The organism is Pseudomonas sp. MS01C9 (assembly GCF_058202755.1).
Window position 1 is genome coordinate 2,834,429 of sequence record NZ_CM177073.1, and the last position, 25,351, is coordinate 2,859,779.

Genomic DNA, 25,351 nt, shown 5'->3' on the forward strand with positions numbered 1-25,351 from the left:
CCCACATGGATGTGGATCGATCAGACCAGGATCGAAGTCCCGGTCATCTCTGCCGGTTTTTCCATGCCCAACAGCATCAGCATGGTCGGCGCCACGTCAGCCAGTACGCCACCCTCGCGGACCTTGAAGTCGCGCTTGCCGACATAGATGAACGGCACCGGCTCGGTGGTGTGGGCGGTGTGGGCCTGACCGGTGGATTCGTCGGACATCTGCTCGACGTTACCGTGGTCGGCCGTGATCAGCGCTTCGCCGCCGACCTTTTCCAGGGCATCTACGATGCGACCGACACAGGTGTCCAGGCACTCCACGGCCTTGACCGCCGCCTCGAAGACGCCGCTGTGGCCGACCATGTCGCCGTTGGCGTAGTTGACCACGATCACGTCGTAGCGCTGGTTTTCAATGGCGTCGACGATGCGGTCGGTCACCTCCGGAGCGCTCATCTCCGGTTGCAGGTCGTAGGTGGCGACTTTCGGCGACGGGATCAGGATGCGCTCTTCGCCCGGGAAGGGTTCTTCGCGGCCGCCGGAGAAAAAGAACGTCACGTGGGCGTATTTCTCGGTTTCGGCGATGCGCAGCTGAGTCTTGCCGTTTTTCGCCAGGTAATCGCCCAGCACGTTTTCCAGGCTGCCGGCGGCGAATGCCGACGGTGCGGGAATGCTGGCGGCGTATTGGGTCAGCATCACGAAGCCGGCCAGTTTCGGCTGGCGGGGGCGTTCGAATTCCTTGAAGTCGTCCTCGACGAATACGCGGGTCAGCTCACGGGCCCGGTCAGCGCGGAAGTTCATGAAGACCACGGCGTCGCCGTCTTCGACCCTGACCGGTTCGCCGATCACGGTGGCCTTGACGAATTCGTCGCTTTCACCGCGCTCATAGGCGGCCTGCAGGCCTTGCTGGGCGGTGGCGGCGCTGAATTGGGCATTGCCATCGACGATCAGGTTATAGGCCTGGGCCACGCGATCCCAACGGTTGTCGCGATCCATGGCGTAGTAGCGGCCGACGATACTGGCGATGCGGCCCTTGCCGAGGGTCTGGAAGGTGTTGTCCAGCAGCTCGATCGACGAGGCGGCGCTTTTCGGCGGGGTGTCGCGGCCATCGAGGAACGCGTGCAGGTAAATGTGCTGGGCACCGCGCCGGGAGGCCAGTTCGGCCATGGCAATCAGGTGGTCCTGGTGGCTGTGTACGCCACCGTCGGACAGCAGGCCCATGAAATGCACGGCCTTGCCGGCTGCCACGGCTTTGTCCACGGCGGCGCAGATGGTCGGGTTCTCGAAGAACTCGCCGTCGCGGATCGCTTTGGTCACCCGGGTGAAGTCCTGGTACACCACGCGACCGGCGCCAAGGTTCATGTGGCCCACCTCGGAGTTGCCCATCTGCCCGTCCGGCAGGCCGACGTCCATGCCGCTACCGGAGATCAGGCCGTTCGGCACGGTGGCCCACAGACGGTCCAGCACAGGCTTTCTGGCCGCATAAACGGCGTTGGATTCGTGGCTGTCACTGTGACCGAAGCCGTCGAGAATCATCAGGACCAAAGGTTTAGGCGTGGTAGTCATGGAATCCACTCGTGGCTGTTGAAAGAAGACGATGCAAAAGGGACGGGCAGTTTAAAGGTAAGTTCCGATGGCGTCACCGCCGGGCGGGGTTTGGCGGGCCTTGAGTGCTGTGTATACTGGCCGACATTTTAACGCCCTGGAACCTCCTTCGATGGTTGCTCACCTGATTCAATTTGCCACTAACCACTACATTCTTGTCGGCATCTTCGTCGTACTGCTGGCGTTGCTGATCGCTCATACGATGCAGGGCGGCGGCCGCAGCCTGAGCACCGGCGAGCTGACCGCGCTGGTCAACAAGGATGCGGGCGTGGTGGTGGATATCCGTCCGGGCAAGGAGTTTGCCGCCGGTCACATTGTCGGCGCGCTGAACATTCCCCACGACAAACTGACCACGCGTATCAGCGAGCTGGAAAAGCACAAGGCCAAGACCATCATCCTGGTCGACGCAATGGGCCAGACGGCCGGCACCCACGCTCGCGAACTGATGAAATCCGGCTTCACCGCCGCCAAGCTGTCCGGTGGCGTGGCGAGCTGGAAAGCCGACAACCTGCCCCTGGTGAAGTGAGATGACCCACGTCGTTGTCTATTCCAGCGATTACTGCCCCTATTGCTCCAGAGCCAAGTTCCTGCTCCAGAACAAAGGCGTGGCTTTCGAAGAGATCAAGGTCGACGGCAAGCCGCAACTGCGCGCCGAAATGACCCAGAAGGCCGGACGTACCTCCGTGCCGCAGATCTGGATCGGCAATACCCACGTGGGCGGTTGTGACGATCTGTACGCCCTGGAGCGCGCCGGCAAGCTCGACGCGATGCTCAAGGCCTGAATTCCCTACTAAGCACCTGAAGGTGAGAAGGATCTGCGATGACTGACCAACAGAACACAGCTGCCAGCGAAGAAGAAGCCGCACCGCAATTCTCCTTGCAGCGCATTTATGTACGCGACCTGTCCTTCGAAGCCCCGAAAAGCCCGGCAATCTTTCGCCAGCAATGGGAGCCAAGCGTAGGCCTGGACTTGAACACCCGCCAGAAAGCCCTGGAAGAAGACTTCCACGAGGTGGTGCTGACCTTGTCGGTGACCGTCAAGAACGGCGAAGAAGTGGCGTTCATCGCTGAAGTGCAGCAGGCCGGCATCTTCCTGATCAAGAACCTGGATGCCGCTTCGATGAGCCATACCCTGGGTGCCTTCTGCCCGAACATCCTGTTCCCTTACGCTCGCGAAGCCCTGGACAGCCTGGTGACCCGTGGTTCGTTCCCGGCCCTGATGCTGGCCCCGGTGAACTTCGATGCCCTGTACGCGCAGGAATTGCAGCGCATGCAGCAGGAAGGCGACGCGACCGTTCAGTAAGCGTCCACAGCCAGGCAAAACTGTGGGAGCGAGCTTGCTCGCGATGGCACCGCCATCGCGAGCAAGCTCGCTCCCACAGGTGTTTCTGGCTGACAGAAAGGGATCAGGCGAACCCGTTCTGCCGCCATGCCTCATAAACCGCCACCGCCACGGTGTTGGACAGGTTCAGGCTACGGCAGCCTTCGCGCATCGGCAGGCGCAGGCGTTGCTCCGCCGTCAGGGCATCCAGCACGTCGGCCGGCAGGCCACGGCTTTCCGGGCCGAACAGAAATGCATCGCCCGGGACGAAACTGGCGTCGTGGAACGGCCGCGAGCCCTTGGTGGTGAAGGCAAAGAGACGTGGCTTTCCCAGGCTTTCCAGACAACTGGCCAGGTCGGCATGACGCTGCAAGGTGGCATACTCGTGGTAGTCCAGGCCGGCGCGCCGCAGGCGTTTGTCGTCCATCTCGAAGCCCAGCGGTTCGATCAAATGCAGGTGGCAGCCACTGTTGGCGCACAGCCTGATGACGTTGCCGGTATTGGGCGGAATTTCCGGTTGAAAAAGGATGACGTGAAACATGCACGGCTCCGCAGATAAAGATGAGCGGCATTCTACGCCGCAAACCGACCGACGTTCGAAGCTAATGCCTCGGGTCATGACCTCGTTGGCGATTTTTGGCCTGATGGTTGGCTTGATGATCGGCCGCCTGACCAATCCGGAGCCCAGTGAGCTGCAGCAGGTCGAGATCATCGATGGGGCGCTGGTGGCCTGGTTCAACAACGAGCCCAAGCTGCACGGGGAAATTGTCGACGGCTCGGTGGCGTTGCTGTTCGATGCCCAAGGCCGGGCGCAGAAAGGGCAGTTGAAGCTCAACGGCAAGGACGTGAACTGGCGGGTGCGTTTGAGCGACAAGGGGTTGCTGCTGACGGTGGTGGCGGCGCGTCCGTTGCGCGCCCAGTGGGCCGGCAGCGAGGTCGATGACCGCTGGCGGCTGGAGGTCCGTCTCCAGGAATAAAAGAGGAATCCCCAGCCTGCCTGTACCAAGGACCCCAAAACGGGAGGGCTGCGATCGTGCGCGACCCCGGTGTAAAGAAGGGAAACCTTGACCTGCCTGTATCAAGGCCCCCAAAACGGTGGGCTCTCTGAGCCCGGATAAAATGGGGAATCCCCGGCCTGCCTGTACCAAGGTCCCCGAAACTGGGTGTTGCTTGAGTTATTGCAGGGGGCGTGCCAGTTTTAAATGGCTTGTCACAAAAAACCTGCTGAAGCCGCTCAAAGCCCCGGATTACGGGGCTTTTGCTTCCGTGTGGGCTGTTCTTCCGGAATCGAATCGGGTGATTCGGGCTGGCGCAGCGTGCGCACTTGCGGTTCATGGTGCATTGGTGCGGTGCATGGTGCCTTCAAGAGCATCGCGAGCAGGCTCGCCCCCACAAGGTCCGGTGGTGTTCACGAGCTCGCGAACACTGGAAATCCATCGTGGAGGCGAGGCTGCTCGCGATTAATCCTTGCGATCAGCCAATAGCAAGGCTTCGATCAGCCTTCTTCGCCGTCATCATCGTCCCCGCCATCCACTTTCATCCCCAATTCCTTGATCTTGCGAGTCAAGGTATTGCGGCCCCAGCCCAGGAGCACGGCGGCGTCGCGGCGGCGGCCAGCCGTATGCTTGAGGGCGGTTTCGATCATGATGCGCTCGAAGCTCGGCACGGCGCTGTCCAGCAGGCTCGACTGGCCACGGGTCAAGGCCTGGTCGGCCCATTGGCGCAGTGCCTGTTCCCAGTTGGTCACCGGTGCCGAGTCCTGTGGCAGGCTCAACAGTTCCGGTGGCAGGTCACCGATGTGCACTTCGCGCCCCGAGGCCATCACTGTGATCCAGCGGCAGGTGTTCTCCAACTGGCGAACGTTGCCAGGCCATGGCAGGTTCTTGAGGTATTCCTCGGTCTCGTTTTTCAGCAGCTTGGGTTCCACAGCCAGTTCCTGGGCCGCGCGGCTGAGGAAGTGCCTGGCCAGGGTCGGGATGTCTTCGCGACGATCCGCCAGGCGTGGAATGTGGATGCGAATCACGTTCAGGCGGTGGAACAGGTCTTCACGGAATTTTCCGGCGTGGACCAGGGTTTCCAGGTTCTGGTGGGTCGCGGCGATGATGCGCACATCCACCTTGACCGGCGTATGGCCGCCCACCCGATAGAATTCGCCGTCCGCCAGCACCCGCAGCAGGCGGGTCTGGGTGTCGGCCGGCATGTCGCCGATCTCGTCGAGGAACAGCGTGCCGCCGTCGGCTTGCTCGAAGCGCCCGCGACGAAGGTTCGCCGCGCCGGTGAATGCGCCTTTCTCATGACCGAACAGTTCGGACTCCATCAGGTCCTTGGGAATCGCCGCCATGTTCAGTGCGATGAACGGCGAGGCCGCCCGCGGGCTGTGGCGATGCAGGGCGTGGGCCACCAGTTCCTTACCGGTGCCCGATTCGCCATTGATCAGCACGGTGATGTTGGAATGGCTCAGGCGTCCGATGGCGCGGAAGACCTCCTGCATCGCCGGCGCTTCGCCGATGATTTCCGGCGTGCGGGCCAGGGCCGGTACTTCTTCCAGGCCCTGTTGTTCCTGGGCGTGCTGGTTGGCGCGCTTGACCAGCGAAACGGCCTCATCGACGTCGAACGGCTTGGGCAGGTATTCGAAGGCACCACCCTGGTAGGAGGCCACCGCGCTGTCCAGGTCCGAATGGGCGGTCATGATGATCACCGGCAGTCGCGGGTGCTGTTCGCGAATGCGGGCCAGCAGGTCCAGGCCACTGGCGCCGGGCATGCGGATGTCGGAGATGATGACGTCCGGCTGCTGACGGGCCAGGCGGCTCATCACCCCATCGGCGCTGTCGAAGCTCTGGGTGGTCATGCCTTCCTGTTGCAAGGCTTTTTCCAGGACCCAGCGGATAGAACGGTCGTCATCGACGATCCACACGGTTTCACTACGGCTCATGTCGATGTGGCTCCTTGTTCCAGTGGCAGGAAGATCGAAAAGGTGGTGTGGCCGGGATGGCTCTCACACTCGATCAGGCCCTGATGCTGACTGATGATGTTCTGGGTAATGGCCAGGCCCAGCCCGGTACCGTCCGGGCGGCCGCTGACCATGGGAAAGAAGATGGTTTCCTGCAGCTCGGCGGGGATGCCCGGGCCGTTGTCGATGATTTCGATCTTGGTCACCAGGCGATGGCGCACATGGCCGATGGTGAACTGGCGCATGGCTCGGGTACGCAGGCTGATGCGGCCCAGGCGCAGCTCGTTCTGGCTGCTGATGGCCTGCATCGCATTGCGCACGATGTTCAGCACGGCCTGGATCATTTGTTCGCGGTCGATCAGGACATCGGGAATGCTTGGGTCATAGTCGCGCACCAGTGTGATGCAGCCTTGGCTTTCGGCTTCCACCAGGCTGCCGACGCGCTCCAGCACTTCGTGGACGTTGCACATCGCCAGGGAGGGCAGCTTGTTGGAACCGAGCATGCGATCGACAAGGTTTCGCAGGCGGTCGGCTTCCTCGATGATGACGTTGGTGTAGTCCTTGAGGCTTTCGTCCGGCAGTTCCCGGGACAGCAACTGGGCTGCGCCGCGAATCCCGCCGAGCGGATTCTTGATTTCATGGGCCAGGCCACGCACCAGCATCTTGCTGGTTTCCTGCTTGGACAGCTGGGCTTCTTCCTTGGTGATACGCAACAGGCGATCACGGGGATGGACTTCCAGCAGCAACAAGGTCGCGCCGTTGTTCAGGATCGGCGTCACCGCGTAGTCCACGGTCAGTGTCTGTCCAGTCAATGCGGTGAGCATCGCTTCGCGCTTGGTGAACGGGTGAGCCTGTTCCACGGCCTGGCGCAGGGAATTGAGCGCCTCGGCGGATTCGGTGAACAGCTCGCTGATGAACTGCCCATGGCTGCGCTGGCCGCTGACAGCCAGGAGCATCTCCGCCGCCGGATTCATGTACTCGAGGCGCAGTTCGGCATCGAGCAGGATGGTCGCGGTGGTGAGATTGTCGAGTAGCAAGCGGTGTAAGGCGTCGCTAATGGTCATCAGGACCTCTTTTGAAGCGTAGCAAGCACGCGAATGACGCGCCGGTAACGGGAAAATGCAAAAAACAAACCAAGGCTCCGAAAAGAAGCGTTTAGAGCCTGAAACGGCTTTTTTGCGCCCGATTGCGTGGCGTTCTGCCAGTTTTTCCGGGTACTTTCGAACCAAAATGGGTGGGAGCCTGGGTAAAGGTGCAACGTATTGCACCAATATAGTGCGTAAGCCTTGGCAATGTTAGAAAAACGGCAGGATGCTGATTTCTTCCTTGGGCTTGTCGGCGAGGGGGCATTCGGGGCGCTGGCCATAGTCGGCCTTGGCGCAGGGTTTGATTCGACGTTTCTGCGCCAGGGACGTGCGCTGCATATGGAAGGGCTGGTTGGCGGTGCGTTCGACGATACGATCCTGCTCATCGAGGATTTCCACCGCCAGGTGATGAGTGCCTCGATCGATGTTGCTCAACGCGAACACCGGACTTGGCCCGGGTTCGCCAGTGGGTTGGCCGTCGAGCAGAAGGCGATAGCGGTGACCCTTTTTCAGTCCCGGCTCGCTTGTAGCCGTGACGATCAACTCTCCGGCGGTGCTGCGGATGGTGGCATCCGGTTCGGGAATCAGTAGGCGCAGCATCTCGTAGTGAAACAGCGGCTTTGGCGGCTCTTGCGACACCGCCGCCGGCGCCGTGCTGGAGGGTGGGGGTGGTATCCGGTTGCCGGGAGGCAGCTGGACCTTCTTCGCGTTGCCGGGTCGCGGCTGATCGGTGAAGACCCGATTCCCTTGCGCATCGATATAGGTGTAGACCTGCGCGAGCCCAGGCAGGGTGACCAGAGCGAGGCCTGCGGCGAGCGCCCAGCGGATCATGGCAGGTGCACCCGCTGTACCGTGAAGGTGACGGTGTCGCTCTGTTGCACGAGGCGCTCCCCGTCGATGACCTGGACCGCCAGGCTGTGCTCGCCTCGGTCGATATTCACCAGTTGCAGGCGCGGTACGTTCGTTGGCTGGCCGTAGGGCTGGCCGTCCAGCAGCAACCGGAACAGATGAGGGCTTTGCAGGCGCGGTCGGGCCCGGACGCCCACGGTGAAGGTGCCGTTGTTGGCACGCAGGGCTTCTTCGGTGGGGATGTCGGTCAGCTCCAGCACTTCGTAGGCCTGGCCAGGTTCCTCCCGCTCTGGGACGGGTGTCGGTGTGTCCGGGCTGGCGGGCGGCTGGCGTTCGATACTGTTGAGCGGCGCCAGCTCCACCGTCTGGGCCGGAATGCCTTGGGGCGGCTGGTTGCTGTAGGCGGTGTTGCCATTGGCATCGGTGTACTTGTAGATCTGTGCGGCGGCAGGCAACGCCAACAGCAAGAACAGGATGATTGAAAAACCACGCCCCATAAGATCGACCGAAAACTGAAAGTATTGAGTTGCAGCATAGGTCAGGGAGGGGCATTGGCCCAAGTTGTTGCGCGCGACCTCCTGTGGGATCGGTGTCGTTTGTCTTAGGTTTTCGGGGCGATGCACAGCTGCGCGGTCGCGCGGATCAGGGCGAGTCGTTGCACGGGATGCTGCTTGTTGTGGTGGGTGGCGCGGGCCAGCCATTGCGGGCACTGCGGGTCGGTGCGGTAGGGGGCGAAGTCGGCCAGTTGCTGCAACAGGCGTTTCTGCAGGCGGTCGAGCTGCGGGCGGATCTGTCCCGCCAGGTCCGGGCGCGGAAGGTCCGGGGCCTTGCCTTCCAGGGTCCAGTCGGACAAATCGATGTATTGCACCAGTTTGTTGGCTTCTATCTGGGCGGCAAAAAACGCTTCCACGGTCTCGCCCGACAGCTTGTAGGCCGGTGCCTGGGCGACGGCGGCGGCAATGACTTCGCGCTCGCGTTGGCGATCTTCCACAGGCTTGCCGCTGTCCCATTTGCTCAAGGCTACCTGGTTGGCGATGGCCAGACGCTCGCCGATGGTATTGAGCAAGGGGGTGAGGGCATCGGGGGCGGCGGCTTCGACGGCGCTGGCGGACAGCGCGGCTGACAGGGCAAGGCACAATGTGACGCGGGAGGTCATGGCAGTCTCGTCTTCTGTGGGCGGCGGATCATCATGCACGTAATTGGCGCCCATAAAAAAGGCCTTCCGAAGAAGGCCTCTTTTTCACTTCACGCCGCGTGTCGCGACGCTACCGGATCAGCAGCTGTAGTACAGCTCATATTCCAGTGGGTGTACGAAGGTGCGAACCTTGATTTCTTCTTCGCTCTTCAGTGCGATGTAGGCGTCGATGAAGTCATCGCTGAATACGCCGCCCTTGGTCAGGAACGCACGGCCCTTGTCCAGTTCTTCCAGGGCTTCTTTCAGGCTGCCGCAAACCTGTGGGATTTCCTTGGCCTCTTCAGGCGGCAGGTCATACAGGTTTTTGTCAGCGGCATCGCCAGGGTGGATCTTGTTCTGGATACCGTCCAGGCCGGCCATCATCAGAGCGGCGAAGGCCAGGTATGGGTTGGCAGCCGGATCCGGGAAGCGCGCTTCGATACGACGGGCTTTAGGGCTGTTGACGTAAGGAATACGGATCGAGGCGGAACGGTTGCGAGCCGAGTAGGCCAGCATTACCGGGGCTTCGAAGCCTGGTACCAGACGCTTGTAGGAGTTGGTCGACGGGTTGGTGAAGCCGTTCAGGGCCTTACCGTGCTTGATGATGCCGCCGATGAAGTACAGGGCGGTGTCCGACAGACCGGCATAGCCTTCGCCTGCGAAGGTGTTCTTGCCGTCCTTGGAGATCGACATGTGCACGTGCATGCCCGAACCGTTGTCGCCGTACAGAGGCTTCGGCATGAAGGTCGCGGTGCGGCCATAGGCGTCGGCAACGTTGTGTACGCAGTACTTCAGGGTCTGGACTTCGTCAGCCTTCTTCACCAGCGTGTTGAACTTCACGCCGATTTCGTTCTGGCCGGCAGTTGCCACTTCGTGGTGGTGAACTTCGACGGTCTGGCCCATTTCTTCCAGTGCGTTGCACATGGAGGTACGGATTTCGTGGTCGTGGTCGAACGGTGGAACCGGGAAGTAGCCGCCCTTGATGCCTGGACGGTGGCCTTTGTTGCCGCCTTCCACGTCCTGGTCGGTCATCCACGAACCCTGTTCGGAGAAGATCTTGAACATGGAGCCGGAGATGTCGGACTTGAACTTGACCGAGTCGAAGATGAAGAACTCAGGCTCAGGACCGAAGAATGCGGTGTCGCCGATGCCGGTGGACTTCAGGTATTCCTCGGCGCGGTGGGCGATGGCGCGTGGGTCGCGGTCATAACCTTGCATGGTCGAAGGTTCGATGATGTCGCAGACCAGGATCAGGGTCGGCTCTTCGGTGAATGGGTCCAGGACCGCGGTTTCGTCGTCCGGCATCAGGATCATGTCGGATGCTTCGATGCCTTTCCAGCCAGAGATGGAGGAGCCGTCGAACATCTTGCCGATTTCGAAGAAATCGTCATCCAGCGCATCACGGGCCGGCATGGTCACGTGATGTTGAGTGCCTTTGGTGTCAGTGAAGCGCAGATCAATCCACTTGACGTCATGATCTTTGATGAGTTGAACCGACTTCGACATATGTCCTCCGGGTGGCTTCGGGCGGTAATGGTGTGCCCTGAATATGGGTGATGCCGGCGCGAATACTCGGCCAAGGCAACCTGCCTCACAAGGGAGCAAATTGCATGCCAGTGCCCCAGCATGGGTTTTTTGCACCAAACCCACGCTTTCAGAGCCCTGTAATAGTAGATTGTCGGACAATAGCGCACCGTAATGTTGCGCTTTGTGATGCGAGCGACCCGTTTTGGTGCAGTGAAAACCATCTGCATATTAACTGGTTAAACCTTGAGCAATTTCCGCTATAATCCGCGCCCCCCTTTTTCGGCTGGCCGTTCGCGCGCTGTTTTCATGAAACTAATCGTCAAAGTCTTCCCCGAGATCACCATCAAGAGCCGCCCGGTCCGGACGCGTTTCATCCGCCAGCTGGCCAAGAACATTCGCGCCGTGCTCCGTGATCTGGACCCGGTCGTGGTGGTGAACGGCGTGTGGGACAATCTCGAGCTGGAAACCCGCGTCAGCGAGCCCCGGATCCTTAAGGAGATGACCGAACGCCTGAGCTGCATGCCGGGCATCGCGCATTTCCTGCAGGTGGACGAATATCCCCTGGGGGATTTCGACGACATCGTCGCCAAGTGCAAGCTCCACTACGGCGATGCGTTGGCCGGCAAGATCTTCTCGGTGCGCTGCAAGCGTGCCGGCAAGCACCCGTTCAGCTCGATGGACGTGGAGAAGTACGTCGGTAGCCGTCTGCGCCAGCAGTGCGGCGCTGCCGGTATTTCACTCAAAGAACCGCAGGTCGAAGTGCGTATCGAGATTCGCGACCAGCGGTTGTTCGTGATCCACAGCCAGCACGACAGTATCGGCGGCTATCCGTTGGGGGCGCTGGAACAGACGCTGGTCCTGATGTCCGGCGGCTTCGATTCCACCGTGGCGGCCTACCAGATCATGCGTCGCGGGTTGATGAGCCATTTCTGTTTCTTCAACCTCGGCGGGCGTGCCCATGAACTGGGCGTGATGGAAGTGGCGCACTTCATCTGGAAGAAGTACGGCAGCTCCCAACGCGTGCTATTTGTGAGCGTTCCGTTCGAGGAAGTCCTGGGCGAAATTCTCGGCAAAGTCGATAACAGTCATATGGGCGTCATTTTGAAGCGTATGATGTTGCGTGCCGCGTCCAGCATCGCCGACCGGCTGCATATCGATGCGCTGGTCACCGGCGAGGCGATTTCCCAGGTGTCGAGCCAGACGCTGCCGAACCTGTCGGTCATCGACTGTGTCACCGAGAAACTCGTGCTGCGCCCACTGATCGCCAGCCACAAGCAGGACATCATCGACACGGCCACCGCCATCGGCACCGCCGAATTTGCCCGGCACATGCCGGAGTACTGCGGGGTCATCTCGGTCAATCCGAAGACGGCCGCCAAGCGCGGGCGCGTGGAGCACGAAGAAAAAGAATTCGACATGGCGGTACTCGAGCGTGCGCTCGAAAACGCCAGGCTGGTTCCCATCGATCGGGTGATCGACGAATTGGGCCAGGACCTCCAGGTTGAAGAAGTCGGCGAAGCGCTGGCCGGTCAGATCGTCATCGACATCCGTCACCCGGATGAAGCTGAGGATGACCCGCTGAGCGTCGCCGGCGTCGAGGTAAAAACGATGCCGTTCTATGCAGTGAACGCGCGTTTCAAGGAACTGGACCCTACTCGCCAGTACCTGTTGTATTGCGGCAAAGGCGTGATGAGTCGCCTGCATGCTCACCATTTGCTCAGTGAGGGGCATGCCAATGTGCGCGTTTATCGACCGAGCTAAGTGCCCGGGGCTGTTTGCCTGTGGCCTGCGTCACCGGCCCCCCGACGCCGCCGACAGGCTGTAACGGCTTTGTCGGACTCAACGTAAATCGCTGCCACGACCTGTCAGCACACCGAATCCTCTGATCGAGATACACAAGTGATCGAAAATCTACGCAACATCGCCATCATCGCCCACGTTGACCATGGTAAGACCACCCTGGTAGACAAACTCTTGCGTCAATCCGGCACCCTGGAGCGCAACGAGCTCAACGACGAGCGCGTGATGGACTCCAACGACCAGGAAAAAGAGCGCGGTATTACCATCCTGGCGAAAAACACCGCCATCAACTGGAACGGTTACCACATCAACATCGTGGACACCCCCGGTCACGCCGACTTCGGTGGTGAAGTAGAGCGCGTCATGTCCATGGTCGACTCCGTGCTGCTGCTGGTGGACGCCCAGGACGGCCCTATGCCGCAAACCCGTTTCGTGACCAAGAAGGCCTTCGAAGCCGGTCTGAAGCCGATCGTCGTGATCAACAAGGTCGACCGTCCGGGCGCGCGTCCTGACTGGGTACTGGACCAGATCTTCGATCTGTTCGACAACCTGGGTGCCACCGACGAACAACTGGACTTCCAGGTCGTCTACGCCTCGGCCCTGAACGGCATCGCCGGCCTGGACCACACCGCCATGGCCGAAGACATGACCCCGCTGTACCAGTCGATCGTCGACAACGTCCCGGCGCCTGCCGTTGACCGTGACGGTCCGTTCCAGATGCAGATCTCGGCCCTGGACTACAACAGCTTCCTGGGTGTGATCGGCGTCGGTCGTATCGCCCGCGGTCGCATCAAGCCGAACACTCCGGTGGTGGCGATCGATGTCGACGGCAAGAAGCGCAACGGCCGTATCCTCAAGCTGATGGGTCACCACGGCCTGCACCGTGTGGACGTCGAAGAAGCCGCTGCCGGCGACATCGTCTGCATCAGCGGTTTCGAAGAGCTGTTCATCTCCGATACCCTGTGCGATCCAAACGCTGTCGAGGCGATGAAGCCACTGACCGTCGACGAGCCGACCGTTTCCATGACCTTCCAGGTCAACGACTCGCCATTCTGCGGCAAGGAAGGCAAGTTCGTGACCTCCCGCAACATCAAGGAGCGTCTGGACAAGGAGCTGCTCTACAACGTTGCACTGCGCGTTGAAGAAGGCGACTCGGCCGACAAGTTCAAGGTGTCCGGTCGCGGTGAACTGCACCTCTCGGTACTGATCGAAACCATGCGTCGCGAAGGCTTCGAAATGGCCGTAGGCCGTCCGGAAGTGATCATTCGTGTCGTTGACGGCGTCAAGCAGGAACCGTTCGAAAACGTCACCATCGACATCCCTGAGGAATCCCAGGGCAAGGTCATGGAAGAGATGGGCCTGCGTAAGGGCGACCTGACCAACATGTCCCCGGATGGCAAGGGCCGTGTACGCCTGGAATACAACATCCCGGCTCGTGGCCTGATCGGTTTCCGCAACCAGTTCCTGACCCTGACCAACGGTGCGGGCATCCTGACCTCGATCTTCGATCGCTACGACACCATGAAGTCCGGCCACATGTCCGGCCGTCAGAACGGTGTACTGGTATCGGTCGAGACCGGCAAGGCGCTGACCTACTCCCTGGAAACCCTCCAGGCGCGTGGCAAGCTGTTCGTCGAGCACGGCCAGGAAATCTACAACGGCCAGATCGTCGGTCTGAACAGCCGTGACAACGACCTGGGCGTCAACCCTACCAAGGGCAAGAAGCTCGACAACATGCGTGCTTCGGGCAAGGACGAAACCATCGCCCTGGTTCCACCTGTTCGCTTCACCCTGGAACAGGCCCTGGAATTCATCCAGGACGACGAACTGTGCGAAGTGACGCCGAAGTCGATTCGTCTGCGCAAGAAGATCCTGGACGAAGGCGAGCGTACCCGCGCTGCCAAGAAAGCCAAGGCTTGATCGTCTAGCCCAGGCTGAATGAAAAACGCCCCCGGTCGTGAGATCGGGGGCGTTTTTTTGTGCCCGGGATTTGTGGGATGCCTTGAGACCCCTATCGCGAGCTTGCTCGCGATGGCGGCGGCTCAGGCGCCACAAACCGCCAGATCAAAAGCGATCCAGCGTCCGCGGATTGCGCTCGCGCTCCACTTCCTTGGGTTTGTAGGCGCAATAGCCCGGCCGTGGCCCGACTCGCGGATGGTTGCGGCAGGTGTCCGGGCGCTTCTCGTAAATGGTGCACAAGCGGCTTTTACGGTCCAGATACAGGCAATCGTTGTTGCTCATGCGCTGGAGCGTGAAAATCTCGGACTTCTGGTTGTAGCGCTCGACGATCCCTTCCTTTTGCAGGCGCTTGGCGATGTTCTTCGGTGGGTCGCCCAGTTCGAACTCATCGACGATGCCGATCCGGATCAGGTCCTTGATCTTGACCTCGACCGGTAGTGTGCAGCAGCTCGACACGCAGGAACCGCACATCGGGGCCGAATACCGGGCCCAGGTATCGAGTCGGTCGATCTCCGCAGCGGCGATCAGGTTGGGCTTCATCATCAGGGTGTACCAGCATGCGTCAGGGCGCGCGATCATACCGGGACTGGTGAAATTTTGAACGACCATCCGCCGTTTTTTTTTCGATTTCAAGAAACCCTTCCGACAGCGGCACGGCCCCTGCATTCATTCGTCCATCCGGCAGTTCCCTGACGGCAATTCTCCGACACTTGGGGAAAAACCACCGAACCAAGCGCCTTGACCGTCTGTCAGACCGTCTAGGCTCAGACAATTCCATGTCCGTTCGAGGTCTTAATTCCATGACTCAAGAACCACTTGTTCGCGAAGCTGAAGTCGCTGCGTTTCGCGACGCCGTGTTGACCAAACTCACTTATGCCGTCGGCAAGGACCCCGATCATGCGTTTGATCACGACTGGTTCGAAGCCATTGCCCTCGCAGCCCGCGACCATATGGTCGATCACTGGATGGACCATACGCGACAGATCTATCGCAAGGGCCAGAAGCGGGTCTATTACCTCTCCCTGGAATTTTTGATCGGCCGCTTGCTGTATGACAGCCTGAGCAACCTCGGCCTGCTGGACACTGCGCGCGAAGCCCTGACCGAGCTGGGCGTGGACCTGGAGCGCATTCGTTTGCTCGAGCCCGACGCGGCGCTCGGCAACGGCGGTCTCGGCCGATTGGCGGCATGCTTCATGGAAAGCATGTCGACCCTGGGTATTGCCGGCCATGGCTATGGCATCCGGTATGAGCACGGCCTGTTCCGCCAGGCCGTGGTGGACGGCTGGCAGCAGGAGCAGACCGAGCACTGGCTGGATTTCGGCAACCCCTGGGAGTTCGAACGGCCGGAGGTGGTTTATACGATCGGCTTCGGCGGCAGTGTCGAGACCGTCACTGACGACACCGGCAAGACCCGGCAAGTCTGGTCGCCGGGAGAAACCGTACGGGCCATCGCCTACGACACCCCCGTGGTGGGCTGGCGCGGCGCCAGCGTCAACACCCTGCGTCTGTGGCGCGCCCGTGCCATGGAAGAGTTGCACCTGGAACGCTTCAACGCCGGCGACCACCTGGGCGCGGTGGCGGAAGTGGCCCGGGCCGAAAGTATTTCCCGGGTGCTGTACCCGGCCGACAGCACTGAGGCCGGCCAGGAACTGCGCCTACGGCAGGAATATTTCTTCGTCGCCGCCTCGCTGCAAGACCTGCTGCGTCGTCATCGCAACATGCACACCTCGGTGCTGACCCTGGGCGACCATGCGGCGATCCAGCTCAACGACACCCACCCGTCCATCGCCGTGGCCGAGCTGATGCGCCAGTTGGTGGACGTCTATGACGTGGCGTGGGATGCGGCCTGGCAGATCACCCAGGACACGCTGTCCTACACCAACCACACACTGTTGCCCGAGGCTCTGGAAACCTGGCCGGTGGGCCTGATGGAACGCATGCTGCCGCGGCACATGCAGATCATCTATCTGATCAATGCCCAGCACATCGACTCGTTGCGGGCCAAGGGCATACACGACTTCGACGTACTGCGCTCGGTTTCGCTGATCGAAGAGGACAACGGTCGCCGTGTGCGCATGGGCAACCTGGCGTTCCTCGGCTCCCATAGCGTCAACGGCGTGTCCGGGCTGCACACGCAACTGATGCGCAGCACGGTGTTCTCGGAGTTGCACAAGCTCTATCCGGAGCGGATCAACAACAAGACCAACGGCATCACCTTCCGCCGCTGGCTGTTCCAGGCCAACGCCGAGCTGACATCGATGATGGTGGACGCCCTCGGGCCGAGCGTGCTCGACAATCCCGAGGAGCGCCTGATCGAGCTGGAGCCGTTCGCCGACAAGCAGGCGTTCCGCAAACAATTCGCCGAGCAGCGCCTGCACAGCAAGAAGGCCCTGGCGTACCTGATCCACGAGCGGTTGGGGATCGCCGTGAACCCGTCGGCGATGTTCGACGTGCAGGTCAAGCGGATCCATGAATACAAGCGTCAGTTGCTCAATCTGCTGCATACCGTGGCGCTGTACCAGGCGATCCGCGCCGAGCCGGAGGTGGACTGGGTACCCCGCGTGAAGATCTTCGCCGGCAAGGCCGCCGCCAGTTATCACCAGGCCAAGCTGATCATCAAGCTGACCAACGACATCGCCCGGGTGGTGAACAACGACCCGACGGTGCGCGGTCTGCTCAAGGTGGTATTCCTGCCCAACTACAACGTCAGCCTGGCCGAGAGCATCATCCCGGCGGCGGACTTGTCGGAGCAGATTTCCACCGCCGGTTTCGAGGCGTCGGGCACCAGCAACATGAAGTTCGGCCTCAATGGCGCGCTGACCATCGGTACGATGGACGGCGCCAACGTCGAGATGCACGAGCGCGTGGGTGGCGAGCACATGTTCATTTTCGGCCTGACAGCCGAGCAGGTGGAAGCCCGCAAGCGCAACGGCGAGTTCAGCGCAGCGCCGGACATCGCCGCATCCCATCGTCTCAACGACGTCTTGCAGGCGATCCGTGGCGGGGTGTTCTCACCGGACGATCCAATGCGCTACGCCGGGCTGGTGGACTCGCTGGTGGACTATGACCGGTTCCTGGTCTGCGCCGATTTCGATGCGTACTGGAACGCCCAGGCCAAGGTCGAGGAGCGTTGGCACGACTCCAAGCAATGGTGGCGCTCGGCAGTGCTTAACACGGCACGCATGGGCTGGTTCTCCTCCGACCGCACCATCCGTGAGTACGCCACCGATATCTGGAAAGCACTGGAATAGGCCTGGCTTCCAGAAATGTGAGCGAAGCCCAACGGCGGCTGGGCTTCGTCGATATACTAGGCGCCAGTTTCGCCGGGCTGTGTGGCCGGGCTCAGTCATTGGCAGCGACAACAATCCGATGTGGGAGCGAGCTTGCTCGCGATAGCGGTGTGTCAGTCAACCTGATGGTGTCTGTCATGCCGCTATCGCGAGCAAGCTCGCTCCCACAGGGTTTGTGCCCTTCCACTAGACTGATCCAGGCATCGCATCACCCCGGTCATGCCCGCAACGGGCCGCTTAGGGATATCGACCATGCAATGGATCTTGACGTTGTTGGGCCTGGCACTGGGCTGGGTGGTGGATGAGTCGCTGGCCGACGCGCTGATAGGCGGGTTGCTGGGTCTTGGCATCGCCCAGGGTGTCCGGCTGAGCCGTCTCGGCACCCAGGCCGCCAAGCAACAGAGCTTGCTGCAGGACGCCCAGAAAAACCTGCTGACACTGGAGGCCCGTCTGGCGCTGCTGGAGCGTGGCCCCGTTGCCGCGCCGAGCGAACCGACGCCAGCACCGCAGGTCGTCGTGGCCGAGGCGCCGAAACCCGAAGTGCGGACGCAACCCACACCAGAGCCGGAGCTGGTCTGGGAACTGCCGCCTGACCTTGCGCCCACTCCCGCGATGGCCGGCACACAAGCCAGCCAACCTTTGCCCGACGACCTCTGGCGTCCGGCGCCAACGGTGTCCAGGCGCGAAGCGCGCCGACAGGAAACCCTGGAAACGAAGGTTGTTGAACCCACTGCGCCCCGTGGCCCGAATTTCATCGAGCGGGCCATGGCGGGGGCGCGAAACTGGCTGTTCGGCGGCAATACCGTGTTGCGGGTCGGTGTGGTGCTGTTATTCCTCGGCCTGGCGTTCCTGCTGCGTTATGCCACCGAAGGCATGGTGGTGCCGATCGAGCTGCGTTACGCCGGCGTCGCAGCCAGTGCGCTGGGCTTGTTGGCCCTCGGCTGGTGGTTGCGCCAGCGCAACAGCAACTACGCCTTGATGCTCCAGGGCACCGGCATCGCGGTGCTGTACCTGACGGTGTTCGCCGCCATGCGCCTGCACCCGCTGCTCGACTCGAAGGCGGCCCTGGGCTTGCTGGTGGCGGTGACGGTGTTCTCGGCGATCCTGGCGGTCACCCAGAACGCCATGGGCCTGGCCGCAGCGGCCGCCCTGGGTGGTTTTGCCGCGCCGATCCTGACCTCCACTGGCAGTGGCAATCACGTTGCGCTATTCAGCTATTTCATCCTGCTCAACACCGGCATCCTGGCCATTGCCTGGTTCAAGGCCTGGCGCCTGCTCAACCTGATCGGCTTTGTCGGCACCTTCGGCATCGGTGTCGCCTGGGGCCTGCGCTCCTACACGCCGGAGCTGTTCTGGAGCACCGAGCCGTTCCTGATCGTGTTCTTCCTGATGTACCTGGCGATCGGCCTGCTGTTCACTCGTCGCAAATTGCTGGAAACCGCAGGCGCGCCTGAGGATGAGAGTCGCGAGGCGTTGCTGCGCTGGTCGGCGCGCAAGGGCGATTACGTGGACGGCACGATGCTGTTCGGTCCGCCGCTGGTGGGTTTCGGCCTGCAATACGCCCTGGTGCAGCACCTGGAGCTCGCCGCGGCGTTCAGCGCCCTGGCCCTGGGTGCGATCTACATGGGGCTGGCGCGGGTATTGATGGGCGGGCGAGCCTTGCTGCTGGCTGAAACCTGCCTGGCCCTGGGGGTGATTTTCGCCAGCCTGGCGATTCCCCTGGGGCTCGACGCCCGCTGGACTTCGGCGGCCTGGGCCGTGGAAGGCGCCGGGATCTTCTGGTTGGGGTTGCGTCAGCAACGACCACTGGCCAGGGCCTTTGCCTTGTTGCTGCAACTGGGGGCGGCACGTGCCTTCCTCGGCGAGGTGAGCCTTGGCGAAAGCAGCCTGCTCGATGCGCCTGCGCTGGGCAGCCTGATGATCGGTGGCGCCTTGCTGTTCAGCTTCCTTCAGTTGCGCAAGGCGGATCCCGCGCACACCCTCGCCTGGGAGCGCCAGGGCCAGTCGGTGCTGGCGGTGTTGGGCCTGGGTTTCCTCTATCTGCTGGCCCCGTTGTTTTTCTTCACCCATGGCACCGCCATCGCCTGGGCATTGGCCGGCCTTGTGACGCTGTTCGTCGGCCTGCGCCTGCAATCGCGCAGCTTCCTGTTCACGGCGTTCGCCGTGCAACTGCTGGGCGGCGCGCTGTTCCTGATGCGCCTGCGCGGCGCCGAAGGGGACTCGGCGGCGGTGTTCGATGCCGGCTGGAGCGGTTTGCTCAGCGCCTCCCTGATCGGTCTGGCGTTGATCGGCGGCATGTTGCTGGCGGCCCGCGACGACATGGTGCGCAGGGACGTCCGGTTGTTGCGCGGCCTGTCGGTCGTGCTGCTGGCGGGGCTGGTGCTGATCAACCTGGCCGTGCTGTTTGTCCTGCCCTGGCAGACGGCGAGCGGGGTATGGGCCGCCAGCGGCCTGCTGATCATCTGGCTGAGCCTGTACCTCAAGCAGCGCATGAGTTTTGTCTTCGGCCTGCTGTTGCAACTGGTGGGCGGCGCGGCGTTCCTGATGGCGGGGCCGGCCTTGCTGGGTCCGCTCGACGCCGAGGATCTGCGCCCTCTGGCCCACAGTGGCTTCTGGACGCCAATGGTGCTGGGGTTGGCGGCGCTGATCGGTGCATGGCGGCTGCAGCGGGATCGATCGGGCACGGCATTCGATGCCTTGAATTTGCAGCGCCTGTCCGAATTGCTGCTGGTCTGGGGCGCCGGTTGGTGGGCCCTGGCGTGGGTCAGCGAAGTGCTGCGCTTCGCCCCGGCGAACCTGCAGGGCAGCCTGCTGTTGATCGTCGCAGCGCTGAGCGTGGCGGTATGGACCGTCCTGTCGCAGCGTTTGAAATGGCCGGCGCTGGGGCTGCTGTGCACCTTGCTGGTCCCTGCGGCGGGCTGTGTGTTGGTTGCGACCTGGCACAGCCGCTATCACCCGGCGGCAGACTACGGCTGGTTGGCCTGGCTGCTGGTGTTCGGCGTGCATTTCCTTTCCCTGAAGCGCCTGGCCACGATGCTGCCGACCCAGGTGCGCAGTACCGCCCATGTGCTCGGTTGCTGGCTGTCGATCGGCGTGCTGGCGTTGCAACTGCGTTACGGCCTGCTGTTGTTGTCCGAGCAGTACAACGCTTGGCGCTGGCTGGGTTGGGCGATTCTGCCGAGCCTGTACCTGGTCCTGATGGCCGCGCCACGCGCCTGGCCGTGGCCAGTCTCGGCCCAGCCGCGCGAATACCGTGTCTACGCGGCGGCGCCCCTGGCCCTGCTGATGCTGGGCTGGTTCTGGCTGGCCAATACCTTCAGCGACGGCACCGCCGAACCCTTGCCTTATGTACCGCTGCTCAACCCTCTGGAGCTGGGCCTGCTGTTCGCATTGTTCGGCGTCTACGTGTGGTCCCGCAGCGCAGTGGCGCAACTGGCGATCCGCTGGGCCCATGCCGGGCAGGTGGCGCAGTTGGTCGCCGGGGTGTCGCTGTTCGCTTTCTTCACGGCGGTGGTGATGCGCAGCGCCCACCATTGGCTGGACGTACCGTTCGAACTGGATGCGCTGCTCGAATCCATGTTCGTGCAGGCCGGCTTGTCTATCGTCTGGACGCTGATCGCCCTGGGCCTGATGATTGGCGGACACCTGCGGCATCGGCGCGAGGTGTGGCTGATCGGTGCGGCGTTGATTGCCGTGGTGGTGGCCAAGCTGTTCTTTGTCGAATTGAGTAACCGTGGCGGTCTGGCGCGGATCGTGTCGTTTATCGGTGTGGGTGTGCTGTTGCTGGTAGTGGGCTACTTCGCGCCACTGCCGCCCAAGCGTCCGGAAACGGTTCCGCCGACCGAGCCGCCGATGCCTGTCAGTGGGGGAGTGTCATCTTGAGTCGCAAGTTGAGTCGGATCGGGCTGGGAGTGGTGGGGTTGTGGGCGACATTGTCGGTCGTGGCCCAGGAGAGGCCAGCGGACTTCGCCCACCAGGTGCCACTGGCCTTGAGCGGTGAGGGCCCTTGGTATCGTCTTCCGTTGCCCCTGGAGGTCCAGTTGCAGGCGCGCCAGACCGACCTGAGCGACCTGCGGGTATTCAACGCGGCCGGGCAGGCCCAGGCTTATGCCCTGGTTCGCGAAACCGCCCAGAGCCGGGAAAACCGGACCCTGACCGAGGTGAAGTGGTTTCCCCTGTACAACGCCGCCGATGACAACGAGCGTGCGCCCAGCGTGCGGGTGCAATCGAACGCCAATGGCACGCTGGTGGAAGTCCAGCCGTCCAGCCGCCTCGAAGCAGGGGAGGAGGAACTGCGCGGCTGGCTGTTGGACGCCAGCGCGATCAAGGCGCCCCTGCAGCAACTGATCCTGGACTGGACCAGTGAGCGCGACGGCTTCCAGCGGTTCACCATCGAGGCCAGCGACGATCTGCAGAACTGGCAATCATGGGGCGAAGGCCAGGTGGCACGATTGACCTTCGCCGATGAGCGGGTCGAGCAGCATGAGGTGAGCCTGCCGGGGCAATCGGCCCGTTACCTGCGATTGCTGTGGGAGTCGCCGTCATCGGCCCCGGTGCTGACCTCGGCGCAGTTGCAAAGCACCCGCCAGGAAAACCTGCCGCTGCCCTTGGCCTGGTCGCAACCGCTGGCCGGCAGCACTGCCAAGGCCGGTGAATATACCTGGCAGTTGCCCATGGGACTGGACATCGAACAAGTGCAGGTGGAACTGAGCCAGGCCAACAGCCTGGCGCCGGTGATCCTGGCCGGTCGGCGCGAGAGCAGCCATCCGTGGCAGCCGCTGGGCAGTGGCTTGCTGTATCGCCTGACCCAGAACGGCCAGGATGTGGTGCAGGACCAACTGCAGCTCGACGGCCAGACCGTTCAGCAATTGAAGCTGACAGTCGATGAGCGCGGCGGTGGCCTGGGCGACAAGGCACCGGCGTTGCGCTTTGCGGTGCGCCCCAGTCAGGTGGTGTTCCTGGCGCGTGGAGAAGGTCCCTTCAGTCTGGCGCTGGGCAGTGCCACCGTGAAGGCGGCCAACCTGCCCTTGACGACACTGGTGCCGGATTACCGTCCCGCGCGCCTGGCGACCCTGGGGACGGCAACGGTGAATGGCACGGTCCGCGCCATCCCCGCCGCTGCAACCGCGACCACCCCGGCCCCGGTCGAGACCAACTGGAAGAAGATCGGCCTGTGGGCGGTGTTGCTGCTCAGCGTATTGTTCCTCGCGGCGATGGCCTTCAGTCTGCTGCGCAAACCGCCGGTCAAGAGCTGAGGTGCGTTGATCGCGAGCAAGCTCGCTCCCACAATAGACCGCGTTCGTCGAAACAACTCAGTCAACTGTGGGAGCGAGCTCGCTCGCGATGGCGTTCTCTCAATCGTCAGAAATATCCAAGCGAGCCGCCACCCCGTGAACTCAATCCTCCATTCCCCGTCTCATAGGAGGAATTAAGTCCCGACTCGCGCTAAACTGCGCAGGTTTTTCCGCCCCCTATTCTTCGGAGCCGTCCATGTCCCGCGTTACCTTGAGTCGCTATTTGATTGAGCAGACCCGCAGCAACAACACCCCTGCCGATCTGCGCTTTTTGATCGAAGTGGTGGCGCGTGCGTGCAAGGAAATCAGCCACGCCGTATCCAAAGGCGCACTGGGTGGCGTCCTGGGCAGCATGGGCACCGAAAACGTGCAGGGCGAAGTGCAGAAGAAGCTCGACGTGCTGTCCAACGAAATCCTGCTCGAAGCCAACGAATGGGGTGGTCACCTGGCCGGCATGGCGTCCGAGGAAATGGACAATGCCTACCAGATCCCGGGCAAATACCCCAAGGGTGCCTATCTGCTGGTGTTCGATCCACTGGACGGTTCGTCGAACATCGATATCAACGCGCCGGTCGGCACCATCTTCTCGGTACTGCGTTGCCCGAACGAATACCTGAGCCAGAACGAAGCCCTGAATGAAAAGGCTTTCCTGCAACCAGGCACCCAGCAAGTCGCCGCCGGCTATGCCATCTATGGCCCGCAGACCATGCTGGTGCTGACCCTGGGCGACGGCGTCAAGGGCTTCACCCTGGACCGCGAGATGGGCAGCTTCGTACTGACCCACGAAGACATCACCATTCCTGAAACCACCCAGGAATTCGCTATCAACATGTCCAACCAGCGGCACTGGGAAGCTCCCGTGCAGCGCTATGTCAGCGAGCTGCTGGCCGGCGAGGAAGGCCCGTTGAAGAAGAACTACAACATGCGCTGGGTCGCGGCCATGGTTGCCGACGTGCACCGTATCCTGACCCGTGGCGGCCTGTTCATGTACCCGCGCGACAGCCGCGAGCCCTCCAAGCCGGGCAAGCTGCGCCTGATGTATGAAGCCAACCCGATGTCGTTCCTGGTGGAACAGGCCGGCGGTGCTTCCACCGACGGTCACCAGCGCATCCTCGACATCCAGCCCGAAGGCCTTCACCAGCGCGTAGCAGTGTTCCTCGGCTCGAAGGAAGAAGTGGCGCGCGCCACGGCCTATCACAAGGAGTGAAACATGGCCGAGCCCTGGCAGCCGTTGCTCGATTGGTGGTTTGGTTCAGCCGAAACGCCGGACGAAATCGCGGCCGACAAGGGCAAGCTGTGGTTTGGCAAAGGCCATGATCGCCAGGCGCAAGAGCGCTTCGGCGATCAGGTCGAGCAGGCACTGGCCGGCGGATTGACCGACTGGGCGCAACGCCCGGAAGGTTGGCTGGCCCTGGTGCTACTGCTCGATCAGCTTCCGCGGATGATCTTTCGCGACACCCCCAAGGCTTTTGCCGGCGACCTGCGTGCCCAGGCGCTGGTGGCCCAAGGCCTGGCGGCGGGGTTCGAGCGCCAACTCAAGCCCATCCAGCGCGTATTCATCTACCTCGTACTGGAACACTGCGAAATCCTCGCGGTGCAGAACGAAGCCGTGTCGCGGTTTATCGAGCTGGTTCGAGAGCAGCCCGAGGCGGAGCGGGCAGTGTTTGAAGACAACCTGGATTATGCCGAGCGGCACCAGAAGATCATTGCGCGGTTTGGACGGTTTCCCCATCGCAATGCGGTGTTGGGGCGCGAGTCCACGGCTGAGGAAATGGAGTTTTTGAACAAGCCTGGGTCGCGATTTTAGCGAAGTTCTAAGAGTCGCTTCGAAGCAAGCGTTTCATTAGCAACGCGGGCAAGCTCTTGCGGCTATCGGCGATGATGTGGATGTAGATCGTTTGGCCTCGCACTTCATAAATGATCCTATTCATTCCTGAAAGGATCTGTCGATATTGACCGAGATTAAGCCTTTCAATTTCTTCCGGGATCGATCCCGCAAAAGGCAGTGTTGCTAGATGACGGATCGCTGCTTTCAGACTGGCATAGGTGTTTTGCCATGTTTGAGAAGAAAACCGCTCGATTAGATAAACGCGGAGCTCTTTAAGATCTGTTTCGGCCGATTGAAGGATGACAACCTTTAAGCTCATTGAGTGTCAGCCCTGTCCAGCTCAGTGAAGACATCCTCAACATCCCGAAAATTACCTTCTTCAATTTCACGGTTGCCCATGGCCAATAGCTTCAACAGCGCCATGGTGTCTTCTTGTTCTTCGAAACTTTTCACATCCATGACTACGAGCTTGGCTTCACCGTTTTGGGTGATGATCAAAGGCTCTCTACTCTCTGTGATGGTCTTTACGATTTCAGCCGTGTGGCTTTTCAAATAGCTGATGGGTTTGATTTGGGATGACAGCTTCATGGCGTAAGCCTCGAAAGATTGAATGGACTGAGTTTAGTCTTAATTCAGTCTTGAGTCAGGTAGCGCTGACCAAATGTCTGTTTGCGTAGGCTGACAT

22 protein-coding genes are annotated in these 25,351 nt (G+C 61.7%); 11 read left to right on the forward strand and 11 right to left on the reverse strand.

Going from position 1 to position 25,351, the window contains the following annotated elements:
- Positions 1 to 20 precede the first annotated feature (20 nt).
- Positions 21 to 1,550, reverse strand: coding sequence for a 2,3-bisphosphoglycerate-independent phosphoglycerate mutase (gene gpmI, locus AC1M7R_RS12990; RefSeq protein ID WP_072431682.1), 1,530 nt, complete (start codon positions 1,548 to 1,550; stop codon positions 21 to 23).
- A gap of 151 nt (positions 1,551 to 1,701) precedes the next feature.
- Here gpmI and AC1M7R_RS12995 point away from each other — a divergent pair, with 151 nt between their 5' ends.
- Genes AC1M7R_RS12995 through secB form a run of 3 tightly spaced genes read left to right on the forward strand, consistent with a single transcriptional unit; the run spans position 1,702 to position 2,892 of the window.
- Positions 1,702 to 2,115: a rhodanese-like domain-containing protein gene (locus AC1M7R_RS12995; protein WP_072397922.1), complete on the forward strand. Its 414-nt coding sequence runs from the start codon at positions 1,702 to 1,704 to the stop codon at positions 2,113 to 2,115.
- A 1-nt stretch (position 2,116) separates the two neighbouring features.
- A complete protein-coding gene (gene grxC / locus AC1M7R_RS13000) occupies positions 2,117 to 2,371 on the forward strand; it encodes a glutaredoxin 3 (protein ID WP_072397923.1) in 255 nt (84 codons plus the stop codon).
- 38 nt (positions 2,372 to 2,409) lie between these two features.
- A complete protein-coding gene (secB, locus tag AC1M7R_RS13005) occupies positions 2,410 to 2,892 on the forward strand; it encodes a protein-export chaperone SecB (protein WP_072397924.1) in 483 nt (160 codons plus the stop codon).
- A 103-nt stretch (positions 2,893 to 2,995) separates the two neighbouring features.
- On the opposite strand, the gene trmL is transcribed toward secB, so the two are convergent.
- A complete protein-coding gene (gene trmL / locus AC1M7R_RS13010; RefSeq protein ID WP_072431681.1) occupies positions 2,996 to 3,451 on the reverse strand; it encodes a tRNA (uridine(34)/cytosine(34)/5-carboxymethylaminomethyluridine(34)-2'-O)-methyltransferase TrmL in 456 nt (151 codons plus the stop codon).
- Between trmL and AC1M7R_RS13015 the strand changes: the two genes are divergently transcribed.
- Positions 3,450 to 3,887 carry a hypothetical protein gene (locus AC1M7R_RS13015; RefSeq protein WP_072397926.1) on the forward strand — a complete coding sequence of 146 codons (438 nt, stop codon included), beginning with the start codon at positions 3,450 to 3,452 and terminating at the stop codon, positions 3,885 to 3,887. The genes trmL and AC1M7R_RS13015 overlap by 2 nt on opposite strands.
- Before the next feature lie 518 nt (positions 3,888 to 4,405).
- Here AC1M7R_RS13015 and ntrC read toward each other — a convergent pair.
- From ntrC to glnA, 6 genes are all read right to left on the reverse strand, one after another.
- On the reverse strand, positions 4,406 to 5,842 hold the full coding sequence (ntrC, locus tag AC1M7R_RS13020) for a nitrogen regulation protein NR(I) (protein WP_072397927.1): 1,437 nt from the start codon (positions 5,840 to 5,842) through the stop codon (positions 4,406 to 4,408).
- Entirely contained in the window at positions 5,839 to 6,924 is a 1,086-nt protein-coding gene (gene glnL / locus AC1M7R_RS13025; protein WP_072397928.1) for a nitrogen regulation protein NR(II), read from the reverse strand. The genes ntrC and glnL overlap by 4 nt, the downstream gene beginning before the upstream one ends.
- A gap of 231 nt (positions 6,925 to 7,155) precedes the next feature.
- On the reverse strand, positions 7,156 to 7,776 hold the full coding sequence (locus AC1M7R_RS13030; protein ID WP_072397929.1) for a DUF4124 domain-containing protein: 621 nt from the start codon (positions 7,774 to 7,776) through the stop codon (positions 7,156 to 7,158).
- Positions 7,773 to 8,291, reverse strand: a complete 519-nt coding sequence (locus AC1M7R_RS13035) for a DUF4124 domain-containing protein (RefSeq protein ID WP_072397930.1) — start codon at positions 8,289 to 8,291, stop codon at positions 7,773 to 7,775. The genes AC1M7R_RS13030 and AC1M7R_RS13035 overlap by 4 nt, the downstream gene beginning before the upstream one ends.
- 104 nt (positions 8,292 to 8,395) lie before the next feature.
- Positions 8,396 to 8,950 carry a chorismate mutase gene (locus AC1M7R_RS13040; protein ID WP_072398016.1) on the reverse strand — a complete coding sequence of 185 codons (555 nt, stop codon included), beginning with the start codon at positions 8,948 to 8,950 and terminating at the stop codon, positions 8,396 to 8,398.
- Between the two features lie 117 nt (positions 8,951 to 9,067).
- Positions 9,068 to 10,474 carry a type I glutamate--ammonia ligase gene (gene glnA / locus AC1M7R_RS13045; protein ID WP_072397931.1) on the reverse strand — a complete coding sequence of 469 codons (1,407 nt, stop codon included), beginning with the start codon at positions 10,472 to 10,474 and terminating at the stop codon, positions 9,068 to 9,070.
- A gap of 327 nt (positions 10,475 to 10,801) precedes the next feature.
- Here glnA and thiI point away from each other — a divergent pair, with 327 nt between their 5' ends.
- Both thiI and typA read left to right on the forward strand, forming a co-directional pair.
- The gene (gene thiI / locus AC1M7R_RS13050) at positions 10,802 to 12,256 is read left to right on the forward strand and encodes a tRNA uracil 4-sulfurtransferase ThiI (protein ID WP_072397932.1); all 1,455 of its coding nucleotides are present in this window, start codon (positions 10,802 to 10,804) and stop codon (positions 12,254 to 12,256) included.
- Between the two features lie 138 nt (positions 12,257 to 12,394).
- Positions 12,395 to 14,215: a translational GTPase TypA gene (gene typA / locus AC1M7R_RS13055; protein ID WP_053147843.1), complete on the forward strand. Its 1,821-nt coding sequence runs from the start codon at positions 12,395 to 12,397 to the stop codon at positions 14,213 to 14,215.
- A gap of 144 nt (positions 14,216 to 14,359) precedes the next feature.
- On the opposite strand, the gene AC1M7R_RS13060 is transcribed toward typA, so the two are convergent.
- Entirely contained in the window at positions 14,360 to 14,797 is a 438-nt protein-coding gene (locus AC1M7R_RS13060; protein WP_103894360.1) for a YkgJ family cysteine cluster protein, read from the reverse strand.
- A 257-nt stretch (positions 14,798 to 15,054) separates the two neighbouring features.
- On the opposite strand from AC1M7R_RS13060, the gene AC1M7R_RS13065 reads away from it, so the two are divergent.
- The 5 genes from AC1M7R_RS13065 (at position 15,055) to AC1M7R_RS13085 (ending at position 24,645) form a co-directional block, all read left to right on the forward strand.
- Positions 15,055 to 17,505, forward strand: coding sequence for a glycogen/starch/alpha-glucan phosphorylase (locus tag AC1M7R_RS13065; RefSeq protein ID WP_072397933.1), 2,451 nt, complete (start codon positions 15,055 to 15,057; stop codon positions 17,503 to 17,505).
- 291 nt (positions 17,506 to 17,796) lie between these two features.
- Positions 17,797 to 21,426, forward strand: a complete 3,630-nt coding sequence (locus AC1M7R_RS13070; RefSeq protein WP_490610451.1) for a DUF2339 domain-containing protein — start codon at positions 17,797 to 17,799, stop codon at positions 21,424 to 21,426.
- Entirely contained in the window at positions 21,423 to 22,799 is a 1,377-nt protein-coding gene (locus AC1M7R_RS13075; RefSeq protein WP_072397935.1) for a DUF3999 domain-containing protein, read from the forward strand. Before AC1M7R_RS13070 ends, AC1M7R_RS13075 begins: the two co-directional genes overlap by 4 nt.
- Before the next feature lie 235 nt (positions 22,800 to 23,034).
- Positions 23,035 to 24,045: a class 1 fructose-bisphosphatase gene (locus AC1M7R_RS13080; RefSeq protein ID WP_003220797.1), complete on the forward strand. Its 1,011-nt coding sequence runs from the start codon at positions 23,035 to 23,037 to the stop codon at positions 24,043 to 24,045.
- Positions 24,046 to 24,048: 3 nt separating this feature from the next.
- Positions 24,049 to 24,645, forward strand: coding sequence for a DUF924 family protein (locus AC1M7R_RS13085; protein WP_072397937.1), 597 nt, complete (start codon positions 24,049 to 24,051; stop codon positions 24,643 to 24,645).
- A gap of 7 nt (positions 24,646 to 24,652) precedes the next feature.
- Here the strand turns inward: AC1M7R_RS13085 and AC1M7R_RS13090 are convergent, their stop codons facing one another.
- Together AC1M7R_RS13090 and AC1M7R_RS13095 are read right to left on the reverse strand one after the other, a co-directional pair.
- Positions 24,653 to 24,985: a type II toxin-antitoxin system RelE/ParE family toxin gene (locus AC1M7R_RS13090; protein WP_072397938.1), complete on the reverse strand. Its 333-nt coding sequence runs from the start codon at positions 24,983 to 24,985 to the stop codon at positions 24,653 to 24,655.
- Positions 24,982 to 25,254, reverse strand: coding sequence for a type II toxin-antitoxin system Phd/YefM family antitoxin (locus tag AC1M7R_RS13095; RefSeq protein ID WP_072459099.1), 273 nt, complete (start codon positions 25,252 to 25,254; stop codon positions 24,982 to 24,984). Before AC1M7R_RS13095 ends, AC1M7R_RS13090 begins: the two co-directional genes overlap by 4 nt.
- Positions 25,255 to 25,351 lie beyond the last annotated feature (97 nt).